Source organism: Paenibacillus chitinolyticus NBRC 15660 (assembly GCF_000739915.1).
In the GTDB taxonomy this organism is placed as follows: Bacteria; Bacillota; Bacilli; order Paenibacillales; family NBRC-103111; genus Paenibacillus_F; species Paenibacillus_F chitinolyticus.
On the sequence record NZ_BBJT01000026.1, the window covers coordinates 1 to 15,982 of the forward strand.

At 53.2% G+C, this 15,982-nt stretch carries 16 protein-coding genes and 5 tRNA genes; 7 read left to right on the top strand and 14 right to left on the bottom strand.

Translation table 11 applies throughout. The annotated features are described in order from the left end of the window. The first annotated feature begins 517 nt into the window (after nucleotides 1-517). From PCH01S_RS28855 to PCH01S_RS28875, 5 genes are all read left to right on the top strand, one after another. Nucleotides 518-1,039 (top strand): DUF2179 domain-containing protein, encoded by a 522-nt coding sequence (locus tag PCH01S_RS28855; RefSeq protein WP_042235903.1) that lies wholly within the window; start codon nucleotides 518-520, stop codon nucleotides 1,037-1,039. A 99-nt stretch (nucleotides 1,040-1,138) separates the two neighbouring features. Continuing rightward, nucleotides 1,139-2,350 carry an ABC transporter ATP-binding protein gene (locus PCH01S_RS28860; protein ID WP_042235906.1) on the top strand — a complete coding sequence of 404 codons (1,212 nt, stop codon included), beginning with the start codon at nucleotides 1,139-1,141 and terminating at the stop codon, nucleotides 2,348-2,350. After that, nucleotides 2,351-3,019: an ABC transporter permease gene (locus PCH01S_RS28865; RefSeq protein WP_042235909.1), complete on the top strand. Its 669-nt coding sequence runs from the start codon at nucleotides 2,351-2,353 to the stop codon at nucleotides 3,017-3,019. It abuts the gene before it with no gap. Between the two features lie 91 nt (nucleotides 3,020-3,110). Further along, nucleotides 3,111-4,010 carry a glycine betaine ABC transporter substrate-binding protein gene (locus PCH01S_RS28870; RefSeq protein ID WP_042235912.1) on the top strand — a complete coding sequence of 300 codons (900 nt, stop codon included), beginning with the start codon at nucleotides 3,111-3,113 and terminating at the stop codon, nucleotides 4,008-4,010. 32 nt (nucleotides 4,011-4,042) lie between these two features. After that, nucleotides 4,043-4,672: an ABC transporter permease gene (locus PCH01S_RS28875; protein WP_042235913.1), complete on the top strand. Its 630-nt coding sequence runs from the start codon at nucleotides 4,043-4,045 to the stop codon at nucleotides 4,670-4,672. A gap of 258 nt (nucleotides 4,673-4,930) precedes the next feature. Here PCH01S_RS28875 and PCH01S_RS28880 read toward each other — a convergent pair whose 3' ends face one another. The 8 genes from PCH01S_RS28880 to PCH01S_RS28915 form a co-directional block, all read right to left on the bottom strand. Further along, nucleotides 4,931-5,350, bottom strand: coding sequence for a pyridoxamine 5'-phosphate oxidase family protein (locus PCH01S_RS28880; protein WP_042235917.1), 420 nt, complete (start codon nucleotides 5,348-5,350; stop codon nucleotides 4,931-4,933). 106 nt (nucleotides 5,351-5,456) lie between these two features. Beyond that, on the bottom strand, nucleotides 5,457-7,070 hold the full coding sequence (locus PCH01S_RS28885) for an alpha/beta hydrolase (RefSeq protein ID WP_042235920.1): 1,614 nt from the start codon (nucleotides 7,068-7,070) through the stop codon (nucleotides 5,457-5,459). Nucleotides 7,071-7,509: 439 nt separating this feature from the next. Beyond that, nucleotides 7,510-7,591, bottom strand: a tRNA-Leu gene (locus PCH01S_RS28890). 17 nt (nucleotides 7,592-7,608) lie between these two features. After that, nucleotides 7,609-7,681: transfer RNA gene (locus PCH01S_RS28895), tRNA-Lys, on the bottom strand. 3 nt (nucleotides 7,682-7,684) lie between these two features. Beyond that, a tRNA-Glu gene (locus tag PCH01S_RS28900) sits at nucleotides 7,685-7,759 on the bottom strand. 194 nt (nucleotides 7,760-7,953) lie between these two features. Beyond that, a tRNA-Ser gene (locus PCH01S_RS28905) sits at nucleotides 7,954-8,044 on the bottom strand. A gap of 5 nt (nucleotides 8,045-8,049) precedes the next feature. Further along, a tRNA-Asn gene (locus PCH01S_RS28910) sits at nucleotides 8,050-8,125 on the bottom strand. Between the two features lie 18 nt (nucleotides 8,126-8,143). After that, entirely contained in the window at nucleotides 8,144-8,617 is a 474-nt protein-coding gene (locus tag PCH01S_RS28915) for a SprT family protein (RefSeq protein ID WP_042235923.1), read from the bottom strand. A gap of 142 nt (nucleotides 8,618-8,759) precedes the next feature. On the opposite strand from PCH01S_RS28915, the gene PCH01S_RS28920 reads away from it, so the two are divergent. Then, nucleotides 8,760-9,125, top strand: a complete 366-nt coding sequence (locus tag PCH01S_RS28920) for a hypothetical protein (protein WP_042235925.1) — start codon at nucleotides 8,760-8,762, stop codon at nucleotides 9,123-9,125. 96 nt (nucleotides 9,126-9,221) lie between these two features. Further along, nucleotides 9,222-9,368: a cortex morphogenetic protein CmpA gene (gene cmpA, locus PCH01S_RS30735; protein ID WP_085981306.1), complete on the top strand. Its 147-nt coding sequence runs from the start codon at nucleotides 9,222-9,224 to the stop codon at nucleotides 9,366-9,368. 47 nt (nucleotides 9,369-9,415) lie between these two features. On the opposite strand, the gene nagZ is transcribed toward cmpA, so the two are convergent. From nagZ to PCH01S_RS28950, 6 genes are all read right to left on the bottom strand, one after another. Continuing rightward, nucleotides 9,416-10,675, bottom strand: coding sequence for a beta-N-acetylhexosaminidase (gene nagZ / locus PCH01S_RS28925; protein WP_042235927.1), 1,260 nt, complete (start codon nucleotides 10,673-10,675; stop codon nucleotides 9,416-9,418). Between the two features lie 194 nt (nucleotides 10,676-10,869). Then, nucleotides 10,870-13,101: a Tex family protein gene (locus PCH01S_RS28930; RefSeq protein WP_042235930.1), complete on the bottom strand. Its 2,232-nt coding sequence runs from the start codon at nucleotides 13,099-13,101 to the stop codon at nucleotides 10,870-10,872. Nucleotides 13,102-13,283: 182 nt separating this feature from the next. Further along, entirely contained in the window at nucleotides 13,284-13,634 is a 351-nt protein-coding gene (locus tag PCH01S_RS28935) for a type II toxin-antitoxin system PemK/MazF family toxin (RefSeq protein ID WP_009675190.1), read from the bottom strand. A gap of 4 nt (nucleotides 13,635-13,638) precedes the next feature. Next, on the bottom strand, nucleotides 13,639-13,920 hold the full coding sequence (locus PCH01S_RS28940; RefSeq protein ID WP_036740450.1) for a CopG family ribbon-helix-helix protein: 282 nt from the start codon (nucleotides 13,918-13,920) through the stop codon (nucleotides 13,639-13,641). A gap of 215 nt (nucleotides 13,921-14,135) precedes the next feature. Further along, nucleotides 14,136-15,335: an alanine racemase gene (alr, locus tag PCH01S_RS28945; protein WP_042235933.1), complete on the bottom strand. Its 1,200-nt coding sequence runs from the start codon at nucleotides 15,333-15,335 to the stop codon at nucleotides 14,136-14,138. Between the two features lie 182 nt (nucleotides 15,336-15,517). Further along, nucleotides 15,518-15,982, bottom strand: a 465-nt coding sequence (locus tag PCH01S_RS28950) for a DUF4367 domain-containing protein (RefSeq protein WP_042235935.1), incomplete at its 5' end; no start/stop codon positions are given.

Here is a 15,982-nt window from a genome sequence, read left to right on the forward strand (position 1 = left end):
ATGTGTTACTCGTTTGTACCAGTCGTTCTCGCGACCGGAATTTCATTCTAACACATTCATCTTAGCAATGCAAGTGTTATTTTTAACATTCTGTAGCAAGTTATCTAACATGAATCTCTCATTCAACCGCGTTTCTTGCGGCCGAGTTATAATATATCACATTAGTTGTTAGCTTGCAACATCTTTTTTTCAACCATTTCCGACTGCCTCTCAGCGGCCGGAAGAACAATATACCACGCCTGCAAAGAAATATTCAACAGGTATATTTTTACATGTCTGAACGATTAACTTCCTTTATAACAACCCCGTATAGTTTGGTCTTCATTCAGCAATCTTAAACGTAAAGCAAAGCTAAGATTAAGACGCCGTCAACCTGTTTCCGTGGTGTTAATACCAGCCTTATATTTGACGGGTTGCAGCTCTCTCCTCCTTCTCTCTCCTGTTCGGCTTCGGCGTTTGTGGGTAATACCTTTTTATAAGTTGAAAGCGCCAAACTCACATCGAAAGGAGCATCAGCATGATAAGCGCCCAAACCATTCTTACCATTATCGTCATCAATATCGCTTATGTCTCTCTCTCCACGATCCGTATGATTTTGGTGATGAAGGCAAGAAGACTGCTCGCCGCAAGTATAAGTACGGTGGAAATCTTCATCTATTTAATGGGTCTTAATATTGTGCTCAAGAACATCGACGACCCTGTCAACATTATCGCTTACTGCGTTGGTTGGGGGGCTGGCGTCTGGCTGGGGATCCGCATTGAAGGCTGGCTTGCGCTCGGGTACACCACTCTGCAAATCGTCGTCGATTATACGGAAACGACCCTGCCGGATACGCTGCGGACCAAAGGATACGGAGTCACTCACTGGATAGCGGAAGGACGCGACGGTCCCCGTCTGGTCATGCAGGTGCTCGCCAAGCGTTCTCTGGAAAAAAAGCTTCTGAGCACTCTTCATGAACTCGCTCCGAAAGCTTTTGTGATCTCTTATGAACCGCGTTTTTTCCGCGGCGGTTTCTGGACGAGGAGACTAAACCCTTAACCGGTTGGTGATTCATTTTGTCTCTTTCTGTTTATATAAAAGGTTACATAAGTAAACTTCACGCTGTTACTTAGAGAAAAAAAAGGGGTGCTGCATAGAATGATTCGTCTGGAAGGTGTTATCAAAAGATACGACGATGGATTCGTCGCACTGAAAAATCTTAATTTAGAGTTCGCCGAAGGCCAGCTCCATGTCCTGATCGGACCAAGCGGATGCGGTAAATCCACCACGATGAAACTGATCAACCGCTTGATCAATCCCTCCGAAGGGAAAGTCACCATTAAAGGGAAGGATATTTCCCAAATGGACCCCGTCGAGCTGAGACGCAATATCGGCTATGTGATACAAAATATCGGCTTGTTCCCCCACATGACGATCGCCAAAAATGTAGCGGTTGTTCCAAAGCTTCTGAAATGGGACCAGCAGCGCATAGATACACGGGTCGATGAACTTCTTCGCCTCGTATCTCTTGACCCGGACACGTTCCGCAACCGCTATCCATCCGAGCTTAGCGGAGGACAGCAGCAGCGTATCGGCGTTATCCGTGCTCTGGCCGCGGAACCCGATATCATTTTGATGGATGAGCCTTTCAGCGCGCTCGATCCCATCTCCCGGGAACAGCTGCAGGATGAGCTTGTCAGGCTTCAGCAGGATTTGAAGAAGACGATTATTTTCGTTACCCATGACATGGACGAGGCCGTGAAAATCGCGGACAACATCGTGCTTATGAAGGACGGCGAGATCGTTCAGCACGGCAATCCGGAGCATATTCTCCGTTATCCGGCCAATGAGTTTGTAAAGTCTTTCGTCGGTAAAAAGAGGCTGCAGGCGGACACCGGATTCGAGGAAATTCCTACCGTCGATGAGGTTATGGCCGAACATCCGATTACTGCCTATCCTACACGCGGCCTTGCCGAAGCCATTAAAATCATGGAGAAAAACCGGGTAGATTCTCTCTTGATCGTGGACAGGCAGAACCGCCTTATCGGTACGACGTCCATCTTCCAGGTGCTCGACAAGTATAGGCAGGAAAATATCACGCTGGCCGATATCGCCAAGCCTTTTCATCATACGGTCGAAACAGGCACTTCCTTATCCGTGGCAATCCAGCTTATGAACGAGCATAACCTTCCTTATATTCCGGTTGTCCGCGAGAACAACACGTTCGCCGGGCTCGTTACCAAAGGGAGTGTTGTCCGTCATATCGCGGATGTATATACACCTGCCGAGTCCGACGAATTTGCCGAAACGGAGCTTCCAGCTTCAGCGGAAGACGGGAAGCAAACTCCGGTCAGCAGCGGAGGTGCATAAATGGATTTCCTGAAAAGCTATGGTCAATTTCTCAGCGACCGAATGCCGGATATCCTGGTCGCTTTCCGCGAGCATCTGATCATTTCGTTCCTGTCCATTGCTTTCGGCTGTCTCGTTGCCATCCCTATAGGTGTTTATTTGGCCGGAAACCGGATTAAATGGATCAATTCGCTTGTTTTTGCTTTATCGAACCTGCTGCAGACCGTTCCCAGCCTCGCCCTGCTCGCTATCCTGATCCCGCTGATCGGGGTCGGTATGAAACCGGCCATCATCGCCCTGTTCCTGTATTCCCTGATGCCTATCATGCGGAATACGTTCACGGGTTTCCAGGCGGTCAACCCGCATCTGATAGAGGCCGCAAGAGGCATGGGCTACAGCTCCATCCAGCGGTTAGTGCGCATCCAGCTTCCGCTGGCTCTTCCTTACATTATGTCCGGCGTCCGTGTGACAACGGTCTATATCATCAGTTGGGCTACACTGGCGACCCTTATCGGAGCCGGGGGTCTTGGCCAGCTGATTGTAGCGGGGATGGGTGTGAACAAGAAAGAACTTATTTTTACCGGCGCCATTCTGGCCGTTATCTTGGCCCTGATCGCCGATTTCGTGCTAGGGGCTTTAGAAAAATGGCTCACCTCCCGTACCAAAACATCGGGCGCTAAAACGGCTTAATCTTTTTGAAGGCTACTATCAACGAGCTAAATAAAAGCTTATCACTATAAAAAACGGCCGCGCTGTGAAGGCCGTCTAAAGGGGATTTCGAATGAAACGTGTGAGAAGACGCTTACTGGCAGCAAGCCTTCTCGCTGCGGTTGTTGTGTCAGCAAGCGGCTGCGGACGGGGAGATACCATTCTGATCGGGACGCAGACTTATTCGGAGCCGAAAATTTTGGCCCAAATGTACAAGCTGCTGATCGAGGACCGCACCGACCTGAAGGTGGATGTACTTCCGGACCTTGCGTCAAGCGGAGTCATCATCGATGCCATGAAGAAGGGCGACATCCAGATGTCGACCCTTTATACCGGCGAACTGCTTAACAAGCATTTCCCGATCGAAGACAAGAGAAGAAGCCGGGAAGAAGTGCTTGCGGAAGCGCAGGCCGGTTTCGATAAATATTTTAACTTTAAATGGTTTAATCCTTACGGATTTGAAAATACGTACGCCTTCACGGTGCGCAAAGAATTGGCGGACGAGAAGGGCTGGAAGAAGATCTCGGACATTATTCCGGAAGCCGGCTCCATCAAACTCGGGGTAGATACGACCTGGCTGGAAAGAGAAAGCGACGGATACAAGGCGTTTGCCAAACATTACGGGCTTCAATTCGGGGATACGCTTCCCATGGAAGTCGCACTCGTCTACAGTGCCGTAGCCAGCAAAAAAGTGGATATCGTACTCGCCTACTCAACGGACGCCCGGTTAAAAGAATATAATCTGGTGACACTGGAGGACGACAAACAGTTCTTCCCTCCTTACGATGCCTCACCGGTAGTGAAAAAAGAACTGCTGGCCGATAATCCGGAGCTGAACGATATCATCGGACTGCTGATCGGGAAAATCGATGCCAAAACCATGATTGATTTGAACTATGAAGTTGACGTGAAAAAACGCAATGAGAAAAAAGTCGCGGAAGACTATTTAAAACAAATCGGACTGCTGAAATAAAGGTCCTGCAGGCCTTCTAAGGGGACATGAATATGGAGCTTTTCTTTCAATATATTAGTGAAAACTGGCTTGATTTGCTGGGATTGACTTACGATCATATCGTAATGGTTCTCCTTGCCATTCTTATGGCACTTATCGTCGGGGTGCCGCTGGGCATTTTGGCCGCGCGTTACCGCCGCCTCGGTTCCGTCATTCTTACGGTCGCGAACATCATTCAGGTGTTTCCGAGTTTGGCGCTGCTCGTGCTGCTGATGATTGTATTCGGGCTCGGCTTCAAGACCGTGGTTATCGGCCTCTTCCTCTATTCCCTGATGCCGATCATCCGCAACACCTTTGTCGGGCTCACTCAGGTAAATCCGGCGATTACGGAAGCCGGGCGGGGAGTCGGCATGAGCCAGCTTCAGCTTATGTGGAAGGTACAGCTTCCGCTGTCGCTGCCTTTTATCGCGACCGGCGTCCGGGTCGCGGCGGTCATCGCCATCGGCGTGGCTACCATCGCTCCGCTGATCGGGGGCGGGGGCCTGGGCCGGGAGATTTATTCCGGCATCAACATGGACAACTCCGCCCGCTTGTATGCGGGAGCTATCCCGGCGGCGCTGCTCGCGCTGCTGACGGATTTTGTCCTCGGCCAGGTGCAGAAGCGAATGCACGTAAGCCGGTAGTGTAAATAAAAAGAACGCGGAAGACTGCCTATGCAGCCGCCGCGTTCTTTTATTTGTCGGAATGGCGCGGGCGCCGCCCCATGAAACGGCTGTACCGTTCCCGAGCTTTAGGGGAGCGGCAACCATCTGTCGTCGTACTCGCACAATCGCGTCGCGTTTGAACACCGGTTCGCATCCACGTAATGAACGATGAAGATTCTACATTGAAAACAAAAAAGCCGAAAGGGCCCGTTCGGGCTTCTTTCGGCTTCGCGCTTGTTATTTCGCCTGCCATACCTGTTGCTCGGATTTACCGCTGTAGTACTCGATACGGCTCGGGACAATTTTCAGAATGACATATTCCGGATCGTGCGGACCGTCAAACCACTCCTTAAAGTCGTCACGCCATACTTTTTCGCGCAAGCTTTCATCCGTACTCACGCTGCCTGTCGCTTCGATTTGAAGAATATCGGAAGAAGGTTTACCGTCAAAACCCACAAGAATATGTACATGGGGATTGTCTCGTATCTCTTCCACCTTATCGGTTTTACGGTTTGTCGCCAGATAAATCGTCAGCTCATCGTGAAATAAAGCCATGTAGCGTACACGCGGCTTCCCATTCTCAACGGTACCGAACGAGCAGAACTCGTTGTTATCCAGAACGCTTACGATCTGCTGTTCCAAAGACAGATTCGACATGCTCTCTCCAGCTCCTTTCGGGTAAACACGTTTCTCTTTCTCTATTTAGCTTACCCGAAAAGAAGATGCCCCAAACGACATGCAGGGCCGCTTTGGCGAAGCGTTTCTATTCGATTTTGCCCGCCTCATCGGTCACGGCGAAATTGTAGTTCACGGAACGCGTAAAAGGTTCCTGCCGCTCGTTTACTCCGTTGATGTCGAATGAGATATTATAAACCCCGGGCTCCGTCGGCGCTTTGAAGTTTAAGAGAACTTCGTTCTTCGCGGTTTGCAGATTAACTTCTCCCGCTTGCTGGAGGCTCTTCACCTTTCCTTTGCCTCCGGAACGAGTCAGCTTCGCCTTCTTCGCTTTGGTGTCTTCCAGCTTGCCCGCTCCGTCGAACGAAACGGCAATCTGCGCATTCTCACCTTGTTTGTATTGTTTGCGGGCGTTCTTGATTTGCCCTTTTACACGGCCTTCCGGACGGGCCAGCATAAAGTATGCATCCCCTTCTCCCGACAACTCCAGGGTCCAGTTCCCCTTCTCCGGGTTCTCGAGTGTCAGCGTATGATGAACGGCATCGGAGAACAGAACGGCATCGTCTTTTTCCGCACTTTTGGCCGGGTTAAGCGGGATCTTTTTGCCGGATGGGCTTGTCAATGTGACTTGCGTCGTTTCTTTAGCCGTCAAAACATCCAGTGAGATCGAACCGAGACCGCTTTCAAGCGGGAATATCTCTTTTGCGGTTCCTTTGGCGAGACTGCCTCCTTTCATAATGAAAGAAGAATTCTCGGAAACCGCAGGAGCTGCTTGGGAGGCGGCAGAGAGGTTCTCTTCTTGAAGCGCCGCCGCTGCAACCGCCTTTTTGCCGAGTGCCAGCTTGGGCTGAACCAGGCTCCAAGTCTGGGAAGCCGTCGTCATCGCGCTGTGGGAGATGTTTTTTGTAAAGCTTTTAATGCCATAAGGCAATCCAAGCGCGGATGCTACGCTGACGGCACCGTCATCCTCGCCCGGAAGAATGGCATGAGCGAACCAGTAGGCGGTAAACCAGCCGTCATCGCCTTCCCCTCCGGACATGTAAGTCTTGGTAGCAGAGACACCCGGCTTGCTGTCTGTCTGCGTACGGAAGTTAGCCATGTAGGAAGTTTGCAGCGAATAGACCGCATCGTCTTTCTTGCCGAGAATTTCGGCCAGCCAGCTTGTCCAGTCGCTGTAAGCCATGTCAGCCAGCTCGGAGCCCTTATTCGGCGTAGAAAGCTGATGAACGACGTTCACGTACGGCGCGGCCCCATAATGCAGGAGTGCGGCTTGCGTGTCGATTCCGCCCTTGGAGTGAGCGATGATATTAATTTGGGAGACACCATAATATTGGGCGACCTTCTTGATGACCTCGGCCAGCTTCGGACCATTGGTCCACATGTCACCGCCCGTGCCGTCCGCATCTTTCAGCTGCACAAAAGCCGTGCGGTACCCGGCCTTATAAGCCGCCTCGTAGTATCCGTCCGTTTTGAGCCAGGTGTTATAATTCGAGTGAAGACCCTGGACGAAAAGAATCACGGGCTTGTCATTGGAAGCCTGCGGCGGCACCGCCCCCGTGTACCAGTCCCCGAAATGACCGGACGGATTGTCGTCATGCAGAGCCGGAGCCGGCGGCGGAGCGGCTTGGACCACCGAAGAACACGCAAGAACGGCGGATAGGCCTAATAAGGGGATCATACGGGCACGAACTTTTTGAATCATTTAATTCCCTCCTGTAATTGGATAATTGCTTACTCCTCCATTATATGGAAGAAATTACAATTCGGCATTAGCTAGATGTTAATTTTAAGAAAATAAAATAAAAAAAGCCCGGAATTATTTCCGGACTAAAACATCTCTGACCAACCTAATTGACCAACCACTAACACCAACAGAAATCTCCGTTTTCAGACTTCCTCTCATGTTTACACAGGAACTGCTCATCGACATCGGCTCCATACTGTAACCAGTCGGCGGTATATCTGTCTTGATTTCCGAAGCTTCCGGTCTTTCGACAACCGCATGATGTTCTTGAACCTTTGTCGATGAAACATCCCGCACAATTAGACACCCGTCTCACGGTTCGATATTTCTCGGGAAATATTTCTAAAAAAATAAAAGACCCCGCTGTATTCAGCAAGGTCTCTTATTTAATGAGGTATGCGGTCGGAGGGATTTGAACCCTCACGCCCATTGGGCACTACCCCCTCAAGATAGCGTGTCTGCCGTTCCACCACGACCGCATGTGAGGTAAAGAATGTGAGCCATGAAGGACTCGAACCTTCGACACCCTGATTAAAAGTCAGGTGCTCTACCAACTGAGCTAATGGCTCTCATGGTGACCCGTAGGGGATTCGAACCCCTGTTACCTCCGTGAAAGGGAGGTGTCTTAACCCCTTGACCAACGGGCCATGTCAACTCTTAGAACATGATGTCGTTTTTGACGACAAGTGTTATTATAGCTTAACCTCTTCAAAATGACAAGCCTAATTTAGAATGAATTTTCTGGCACAAAATCGTTCCGGGCAGCACCGGCCCGTGTGCACCAAGGCCTGTAAAAAGCAAAAAAGCCGCTGTATCTAAGCGACTTTCTTCACAATACTTATGGCGGAGAGAGAGGGATTCGAACCCTCGCACCACTTACGCAGTCTAACCCCTTAGCAGAGGGTCCCCTTGAGCCACTTGGGTATCTCTCCAGATATGGCTCCCCGAACAGGACTCGAACCTGTGACAACTCGATTAACAGTCGAGTGCTCTACCAACTGAGCTATCAGGGAAAGACAATAATTAATTTATCATGAACGTTTGGGAAAGTCAAGCATGTAAAGCTCCAGCTTTCCCCGGCATTTTCCGCACGAGTATTTACGCACATCCATCTTTCTTTTCCGGTAATATTCGGTGCCGCAGGCCACGCACTTGAGCTTGTACTTGTAGGACGCCGGTTCCTTGCGTTGAGGCAAAGCCCGGCAAAATCGCGTCCCGCCCACTTGCTTGAGCAGAAGCTTAAAGTCGGCATCCCGGTGCTGATAGCCTCTTCTCTGCAAATGAAGATGATAGTGGCACAACTCGTGCTTAATGATTTTTTCGACATCGTCCCTGCCGTAAGTCTCCCATTGGTGCCAGCTGATCTCGATATCGTGGGACTTCGTAAAATAGCGACCGCCCGTGGCACGAAGCCTGCGGTTAAACCGCGCACGGTGACGAAACGGCCATCCGAACGCCTGCAGAGAAATCTGCTCCACCCACTCCTGAAGCTGCCCGTCGTCCATAGCAAGCGACTCCTTTCCCCGCTTCGGCACGGGATTTCCCGTATGCTCCCGCGGATAAGTCTCTCTTGAATTTGTACCTAATGAAGGGCTATACTGTCAAGTAGAAAACGAGAACGTGATGCGCGAGAGGAGCACCGCCGCTATGCCGACCAGCGTTATGAAATATGCCGTATTGAAACTGAAAGACCAGCTTGAATTTGTCGAAATGCCCGCTACGCACATGTACCAGCTTACGGCCCTGAACGGCCGGCTGCACAAAGAAATCGAGAAGCTGACCGCACACAATGTGCCTGAACTGCCGGTCGTCATCGCCGAATGCGACAACCTGGAGCCGGTGGGTACCGCGTATGCGGTAACCGGAGGTCTGGACTATATCAATAAGCTCGAAGCTTCCTTCGCTTCCATTCAGGAATCCGCCTACCCGCTCGTATCGCTCCTCACCGAAATCCGGGCCCTTCAGGCCCAGCTAGAGCAATGGTACGAAGAGTACGAGGAAGAGCAGCAGTAAATCTCCGCTTTTCCGATAAAAAAAGCTGCAGGACCTGCACGCCGGATGCCTCTCCCCCATATGCTGTAAGTAGTCAGTCAGGAAGGGGATGGCGTTATGCCGCAATGGCTCTGCAACCAGCTGATGCGAGCGTTCCAGAACAAAAACCCTCGGCAGATTCGTTTACTTAACGACAGTTGGTTTTTTTACCGGACACGGAGATCACCCGACGAACTGTCGGGATCCTTTGAAAAAAGCAGGTAGCTCCGCATAGGCGGAATTACCTGCTTTTTTTGTAACGCTCCGAGTCTTTAAGGAAGACGGGCGTCCAAGACCCGGCCGATCTGCTCGTTGATTTTACCGACGTCCGGCTCCGGAACCGGGTGATCGGCTAACGTGTACTTGTATTTAAGCTTCAGAATCCGGTAAACGCTCTCGTCGATTCTCCGCTCCGAGAGAACGCCGGTTTCGGCGGCCTGCTTCAGCGCTTTTACGACACGGACCGTGTTGTCGAATTCATGACAGACGAGGGCTACGTCCGTGCCTGCTTTCACGGCTTGAACGGCCGCCTCGCCGATTCCGTAGCTTTTGACGATGGCGCCCATTGTCAAATCGTCCGTGAACACGACACCGCCGAAATTCAGCTCTTTGCGCAGCAAATCGGTAATGACCGCCGAAGATAAGGAAGCCGGATAGGTGGAATCCAGCTTCGGAAGCAGAATGTGCGCAACCATGACCGCATCCGCCCCGCTCTGAAAGGCTTTGGCGAAAGGGACGAGCTCAAAAGAACGCAGACGGTTCGCATCATGCTCCACGACAGGCAGCCCGATATGAGAATCTACCGAGGTATCGCCATGTCCCGGGAAATGTTTCACGACGGGAATCACCTTCTGCGCGGCGATGGCTTTCATCATCTCGACGCCGAGATTGCCTACAAGCTCGGGAGCCGATCCGAAAGAACGGTCCCCGATGACCGGATTGTTCGGGTTGCTGTTGATATCGAGCACCGGAGCAAAATTCGTGTTAAATCCGAGGGAAGTCACTTCCCGGGCCAGAATATCCCCGATCTCCGCAGCGAAACGCAGGTTCTTCGTACTGCCGATTACCCGGCTCGCGGGTACGTTCATATACTCGTCCGGCATGCGGCTAACGCGTCCGCCTTCCTCGTCGACACTCAGCATAAGCGGTATTTTGCTGCCCGTAAGGGCATTCTCTTCTTTCAGCGAATTCAGGAGAGCTACCGCCTGCGCCGCGCTTTTTACGTTCGGCTTGAATAAAATGAAGCCTCCGACCTTATAGGTATCTATCAACTGCCGCGCATGCTCGTCCATCTCCAAGCCATCGACTCCGCTGATGACCATCTGACCGATTTTCTGATCCAGCGTCATCCTCGCAATCTGATCCTTCAACGGGTCGTCGACCGTAGGTGTCGGACTCGGCTGCGACTCCTTGCCGCCGCTTTGACTTTTGCCCGGACCTGCCTGCGGTCCCGATGTGCTGCAGCCGGCCGAAATGAACAGCAGAACGGCAAGCGCCAGCGTTCCTCCCTTGCGTAACCATGTGTGAAGCATGGACCTTCCCTCCGCTCTGATCGTCTGCCGGATTCCAGCGGCAGCTATCTTTTCTGTTTTTGCCTATTCGAGTAAGAGTTATTCCTGCCTTGCCTGAACGAGATTTCAGGACGGTACTGAGGCGCGAAATTTCAGAGTAAAAAAGAAAACCTCAAGCTCTTTGGGATCTTGAGGTTCTTTATGGTCGGTTCCGTTTATTGCGGCTGTTTCATCGTCAGACCGACACGGCCCTTCTTTGTATCTACGTTCAATACCCAAACCGTTACGTTGTCACCGACAGATACCACATCCATCGGATGTTTTACGAACTTGTCGCTGAGTTGGGAAATATGGACGAGACCGTCGCTTTTGATGCCGATATCGACAAATGCGCCGAAATCGATCACGTTGCGCACGGTACCCTGAAGCTCCATCCCCGGCTTCAGATCTTCGATCTGAAGGACGTCCGTCCGGAAGATCGGCGTCCCGAGTTCCTCGCGGGGATCGCGGCCCGGACGCTGCAGGCTGTCCAGGATATCGCGCAGCGTAGGCACGCCAATGCCGAGCTTGGGCGCAAGCTCTTCGGGCTCCTGGCGCTGAAGCAGTTCCTTGAGCTGCTGGGATCCGATCCCGGCAAGCTCGACTCTCAGCTCGGCCAGCAGCTTATCCACCACGTCGTATGTCTCGGGGTGGATCGGCGTGTTGTCGAGCGGGTTGCCGCTTCCGGGTACCCGGAGGAAGCCGATGCACTGCTCGAACGTTTTCGCGCCGAGGCGGGGAACTTTCTGCAGCTCTTTGCGGCTGCCGAACTTCCCGTTCTCCTCGCGGAACTTCACGATATTCTTCGCGATCGTGCTGTTGATTCCGGAGACGTAGGAAAGCAGAGACGGCGATGCCGTGTTCACGTCGACACCGACATGGTTAACCGCGGATTCGACAACCGCTTTGAGGCTCTCGTCGAGATGCTTCTGCGAGACGTCATGCTGGTATTGGCCGACGCCGATCGCCTTCGGCTCGATTTTGACAAGCTCCGCGAGCGGGTCCTGTAGGCGGCGCGCAATCGAGATGGCGCTGCGCTCCGCGACGTCGAGGTCCGGGAACTCCGTCTGAGCAAGCTTCGATGCGGAGTACACGCTTGCGCCGGCCTCGTTCACGATGAGGTACTGGAGCTTGCGCGCTTTAAGTTCGGCGATCAGATCCGCCACGAACTGCTCGGTTTCGCGCGAAGCGGTACCGTTGCCGATGACGATGAGGCTGACATCGTACGTGTCGATCAGGCGCTTGAAAGCGGCCTTCGCTTCCGCGACTTTGTTGTTCGGCGGCGTCGGATACGTCACCGTGACCTCCAGCATCTTGCCCGTCTCGTCCACGACGGCCAGCTTGCAGCCGGTCCGGTAAGCCGGATCGACGCCGAGCACGGTTTGGCCCTTAACGGGCGCCTGGAGAAGCAGATTCCGCAAATTGCCCGCGAAAATCTGAATCGCGTGCGTCTCCGCCCGTTCCGTCAGCTCTCCGCGGACTTCCCGCTCGATGGATGGCGCGATCAGACGCTTGTAGGCGTCTTCCACAGCCGATTGCAGCGCGTCGCGCGTCACGGACGGCCCCTGGATGACCTGGCGGCCGATGAATTCGTGGATTCGCTCCACGGGAACGTCGAGCGCCACTTTCAGCACGTCCTCGCGCTCACCGCGGTTAATCGCCAGCGTGCGGTGCGGCGGCATTTTTTTCAGCGGTTCCTGGTAGCTGTAATACATCTCGTAAACGGACTCTTCTTCCTGCTTCTTCGCTTCCGTACGCAGAATCCCGTTGTCGTGCGTAAATTTGCGGACCCAGGCCCGAATTTTCGCATCGTCCGCAAGCTGCTCGGCGACGATATCCTGCGCGCCTTGAAGAGCTTCTTCGGCGGTGGCGACGCCTTTGTCTTCGCGAACGTACTTCGCGGCTTCTTCCTGGAGCGAGCCTTTCTGCGGCTGTTTCAGTATAAATTTCGCCAGCGGCTCCAGCCCTTTTTCCTTCGCGACGCTCGCGCGTGTTTTGCGCTTCTGGCGGTATGGACGGTACAAATCCTCCAGCTCCTGGAGCTTTACCGCTTTTTCAATGGAAGCCTGGAGCTCGCCGGTGAGCTTGTCCTGCTCGTCGATAAGACGCAGCACTTCCAGCTTGCGGTCTTCCAGATTGCGGAGGTAATTCAGCCGCTCCTCGATATCCCGCAGGAAATTCTCGTCGAGTTCTCCCGTCATTTCCTTGCGATAGCGCGCGATAAACGGAATGGTGTTTCCTTCATCCAGGAGATTTACGGTCGTTTGAACTTGCGAAGCCTTGAGCTGAAGCTCGGCGGCGATTTGTTTAACGATCCGGGCAGCCGTAGCCGCTGTTTTTTCCTCGGTCCGTTCGTAGCTCTTAGGTGCTTGCTGCTTGTCTGCGTGCTGGACATCCGTGTTTGCCATCGTTATTCCCCCATGCGTTTTGTAGCTTTCTTCCGGGCATAGTTATACTCGGCCCGATCCTTCCTCCGAAAACCTCTTGATCTCCGCCGCTTTCGCGTGCCTGGACCTCGTTTTCGTGCCGACCTTTGTCAAAGAAACGAAAAAACGAGGGCTGTTAGGGCCCCTCGCTCCTCATTTCATCGCTAGAAATCAATCAGTCCCACGCTGACCTGCAGCGCTTCGTCCACCTTGCGCATTGATTCTTCATCCAGATGCGTAATTTTGTCGGTCAGCCGCTGTTTGTCGATCGTACGGATCTGTTCCAGCAAAATGACGGAGTCCCGGTCGAAACCGTGCGTTTCCGCATCGATTTCCACGTGCGTCGGTAGCTTCGCTTTCTGAATCTGCGCCGTAATTGCGGCGACGATGACCGTCGGGCTGAAGCGATTGCCGATGTCGTTCTGGATAATCAGCACCGGACGGACGCCGCCCTGTTCGGAACCGACAACCGGTGAAAGATCTGCGAAGTACACATCGCCACGTTTTACAATCAAATTATTACACCCCGCTTACTAAGCGTACCAGCGTATTGTCCGCCTCTTCCTCCGCTTGAAAAGCTTCGTCCGCTATCGTTAGGTTGATTTTAGCCATCTCCATGTAACCTTTCTGCATGGATTCGCGAAGGCTGCGTTTTTTGCGTTCAAGCAAATACAGCTTCATGGCCTGGCGAATAAACTCGCTTCGGTTGGAGTTCTCCTTCTCCACAATGCCGTCGACCTCCTGTAATAGGTTGTCTGGCAAACTGATCATGATCCTCTTCGTGTTATGAGCATTATTCACCGATTTCGCACCCCCAAGAAACATCCGAAAACACTTTACTACCATTATGTCGATGCAGTAGTAAATTTATACTACTTCAGTATATATGCGCGTGGTATATCATTTATGCCATACGCATCGTCAAGCTCCCTTGTAATCTATTCGAGGGCATACCCTGAAATCCTGTTTTTCCTTCGGGAAAAATTGTGGAATTTTGATTAAGTTCTGTCGATCCGTTAAAAAAGATGTCTGAACAGGGAGTTGACCGCCTTCACTCTGCGGCCGCCGCTTACGTAAACGCGGGGAACCCGGTGAGAGATCATGCAGGTTACTTCGTAATTGATCGTACCCAGCTTAGCGGCGATTTCCTCCGCGGTTATGCGTTCTCCGCCCTGCTCGCCGAGCAGGACGACCTCGTCTCCGAATGCCGCTCCCGGAATATCGCTCGTACTCAGCATACATTGATCCATACAGATCCTGCCTACGACCGGAGCTCTTCTGCCGCGGACCAGTCCTTCCGCCTTCCCTGTCAACAGACGCGAGAAGCCGTCGGCATAGCCGATCGGCAGTGTGGCGATCCGTTCATCGCCTTGCGTGTGATAAATGGTGCCGTAACTGACGCCCGATCCGGACGGAAGAGTCTTCAGATGGACGATCCCCGTTTTGAGGCTCAGTACGGGTTTCAACCTGATCCGCTCTTTGTTTACCTCTTCGGAAGGATACAGCCCATACATTACAATGCCTAGACGTACCATGTTGTAAGTAAGTTCGGGCAGATCAATGGCAGTCGCGCTGTTGCCGGCGTGAACAAAAGGAAAACGGGCTCCCGGCAGCTCACCGGCCTTCCGGACAATCCCGGCGAATTTCGCGTGCTGTTCGTACGTATAAGCTTTGTCGGTTTCATCGGCATTGGCATAGTGAGTAAACAGCCCCTCGACCCGGATTCCCCGCGTCTGCAGCGCTTTCGCGATAAACGCGACCGCTTCGTCCTCGTCGTGCAGGCCGAGCCGTCCCATGCCGCTGTCGATTTTAATATGAATGTTAAGCGGCGGTTTGTTCCCGCCCGCTGCGGCGTCGCGCTGCGCGTACCCGGAAGCCGCTTCAAGCAGTTCTTCCGTATAAACGGTCAGCGTAATGTCGTGTTCCAGCGCAAGTCCGATCCCTTCCGGCGGCGTATAGCCCAGAACCAGGATAGGCGCCGTGATGCCGGCGTTCCTCAGCTCCATCGCTTCGTCGAGAAAAGCTACGGCCAGATAGGTCGCGCCGCATTCCATTGCCACTTTCGAAACCTCTACGGCGCCATGGCCGTAGGCATCGGCTTTCAGAACCGCCATCATGTGTACGCTTCCCGGCAGCACGCGCCTGAAAGTCTCCAGGTTGCTGCGGAGCGCATCCAATGAAATTTCCACGTAAGTCGGACGGTAAAAAGCATCCACGTCAAAGTTCACCTTCTTCAAAACTGTACACGGGACAAGGGAGATCCCGAATAAACAGGGTCTCCCTTCCCTAATTGGCCGGCACTTCCGCCGTCCTCCGTTACACCCATGTTAAAGGCTCCGCTGGATGAAGTCAATGCATTGTTCCGGGCAAAATTCCCCAATCCATGGGGCTTTGCGGGTTATTTGCCCGCTTCTTCGGCAACGGACTGGGCGATTTTGACAAGCTCGTCGTGCGGCAAGTCGGCGGTCGCCAGGCGGAATTCGATGCCTTCGTACGTCCATGTCAGCGTCTTCTTCTCGTCGCCGGTGACCACGCCGAGCGTGTAGCCCAGGTCGACGATATCGCCGGGCAGGACGGATACGGTCTGTGTCTGCGGCGCTACCTCAAGCAGCGTGTAGTTGTAGGTCCCCTGGTAGCGGACCATGATGCCCGTGTTCTCGCCGAGCTTCACGTCCCGGATGTCCTGCTGCGCGACACCCTTGGGCATGTAGGACGGCTCGATGAGCCCGAAGCCCGCGCTGCTGTTGGCCGCGGCTTTGTTGTCCGCGCCGGCGGCACCGGTCGCGGCAGTGCCCGCCGCTGCGGGCGCCGGCTGCTTGTCGCCGGTGCCGCCCGCGGAGGCTGCGCCGCCCGCAGAAGCGCC

Coding starts and splice junctions, on each gene's coding strand:
- PCH01S_RS28855 (WP_042235903.1), top strand. CDS start 518: ATGATAAGCGCCCAAACCATTCTTACCATTATCGTCATCAATATCGCT.
- PCH01S_RS28860 (WP_042235906.1), top strand. CDS start 1,139: ATGATTCGTCTGGAAGGTGTTATCAAAAGATACGACGATGGATTCGTC.
- PCH01S_RS28865 (WP_042235909.1), top strand. CDS start 2,351: ATGGATTTCCTGAAAAGCTATGGTCAATTTCTCAGCGACCGAATGCCG.
- PCH01S_RS28870 (WP_042235912.1), top strand. CDS start 3,111: ATGAAACGTGTGAGAAGACGCTTACTGGCAGCAAGCCTTCTCGCTGCG.
- PCH01S_RS28875 (WP_042235913.1), top strand. CDS start 4,043: ATGGAGCTTTTCTTTCAATATATTAGTGAAAACTGGCTTGATTTGCTG.
- PCH01S_RS28880 (WP_042235917.1), bottom strand. CDS start 5,350: ATGTCGAATCTGTCTTTGGAACAGCAGATCGTAAGCGTTCTGGATAAC.
- PCH01S_RS28885 (WP_042235920.1), bottom strand. CDS start 7,070: ATGATTCAAAAAGTTCGTGCCCGTATGATCCCCTTATTAGGCCTATCC.
- PCH01S_RS28915 (WP_042235923.1), bottom strand. CDS start 8,617: ATGGACGACGGGCAGCTTCAGGAGTGGGTGGAGCAGATTTCTCTGCAG.
- PCH01S_RS28920 (WP_042235925.1), top strand. CDS start 8,760: ATGCCGACCAGCGTTATGAAATATGCCGTATTGAAACTGAAAGACCAG.
- cmpA (WP_085981306.1), top strand. CDS start 9,222: ATGCCGCAATGGCTCTGCAACCAGCTGATGCGAGCGTTCCAGAACAAA.
- nagZ (WP_042235927.1), bottom strand. CDS start 10,675: ATGCTTCACACATGGTTACGCAAGGGAGGAACGCTGGCGCTTGCCGTT.
- PCH01S_RS28930 (WP_042235930.1), bottom strand. CDS start 13,101: ATGGCAAACACGGATGTCCAGCACGCAGACAAGCAGCAAGCACCTAAG.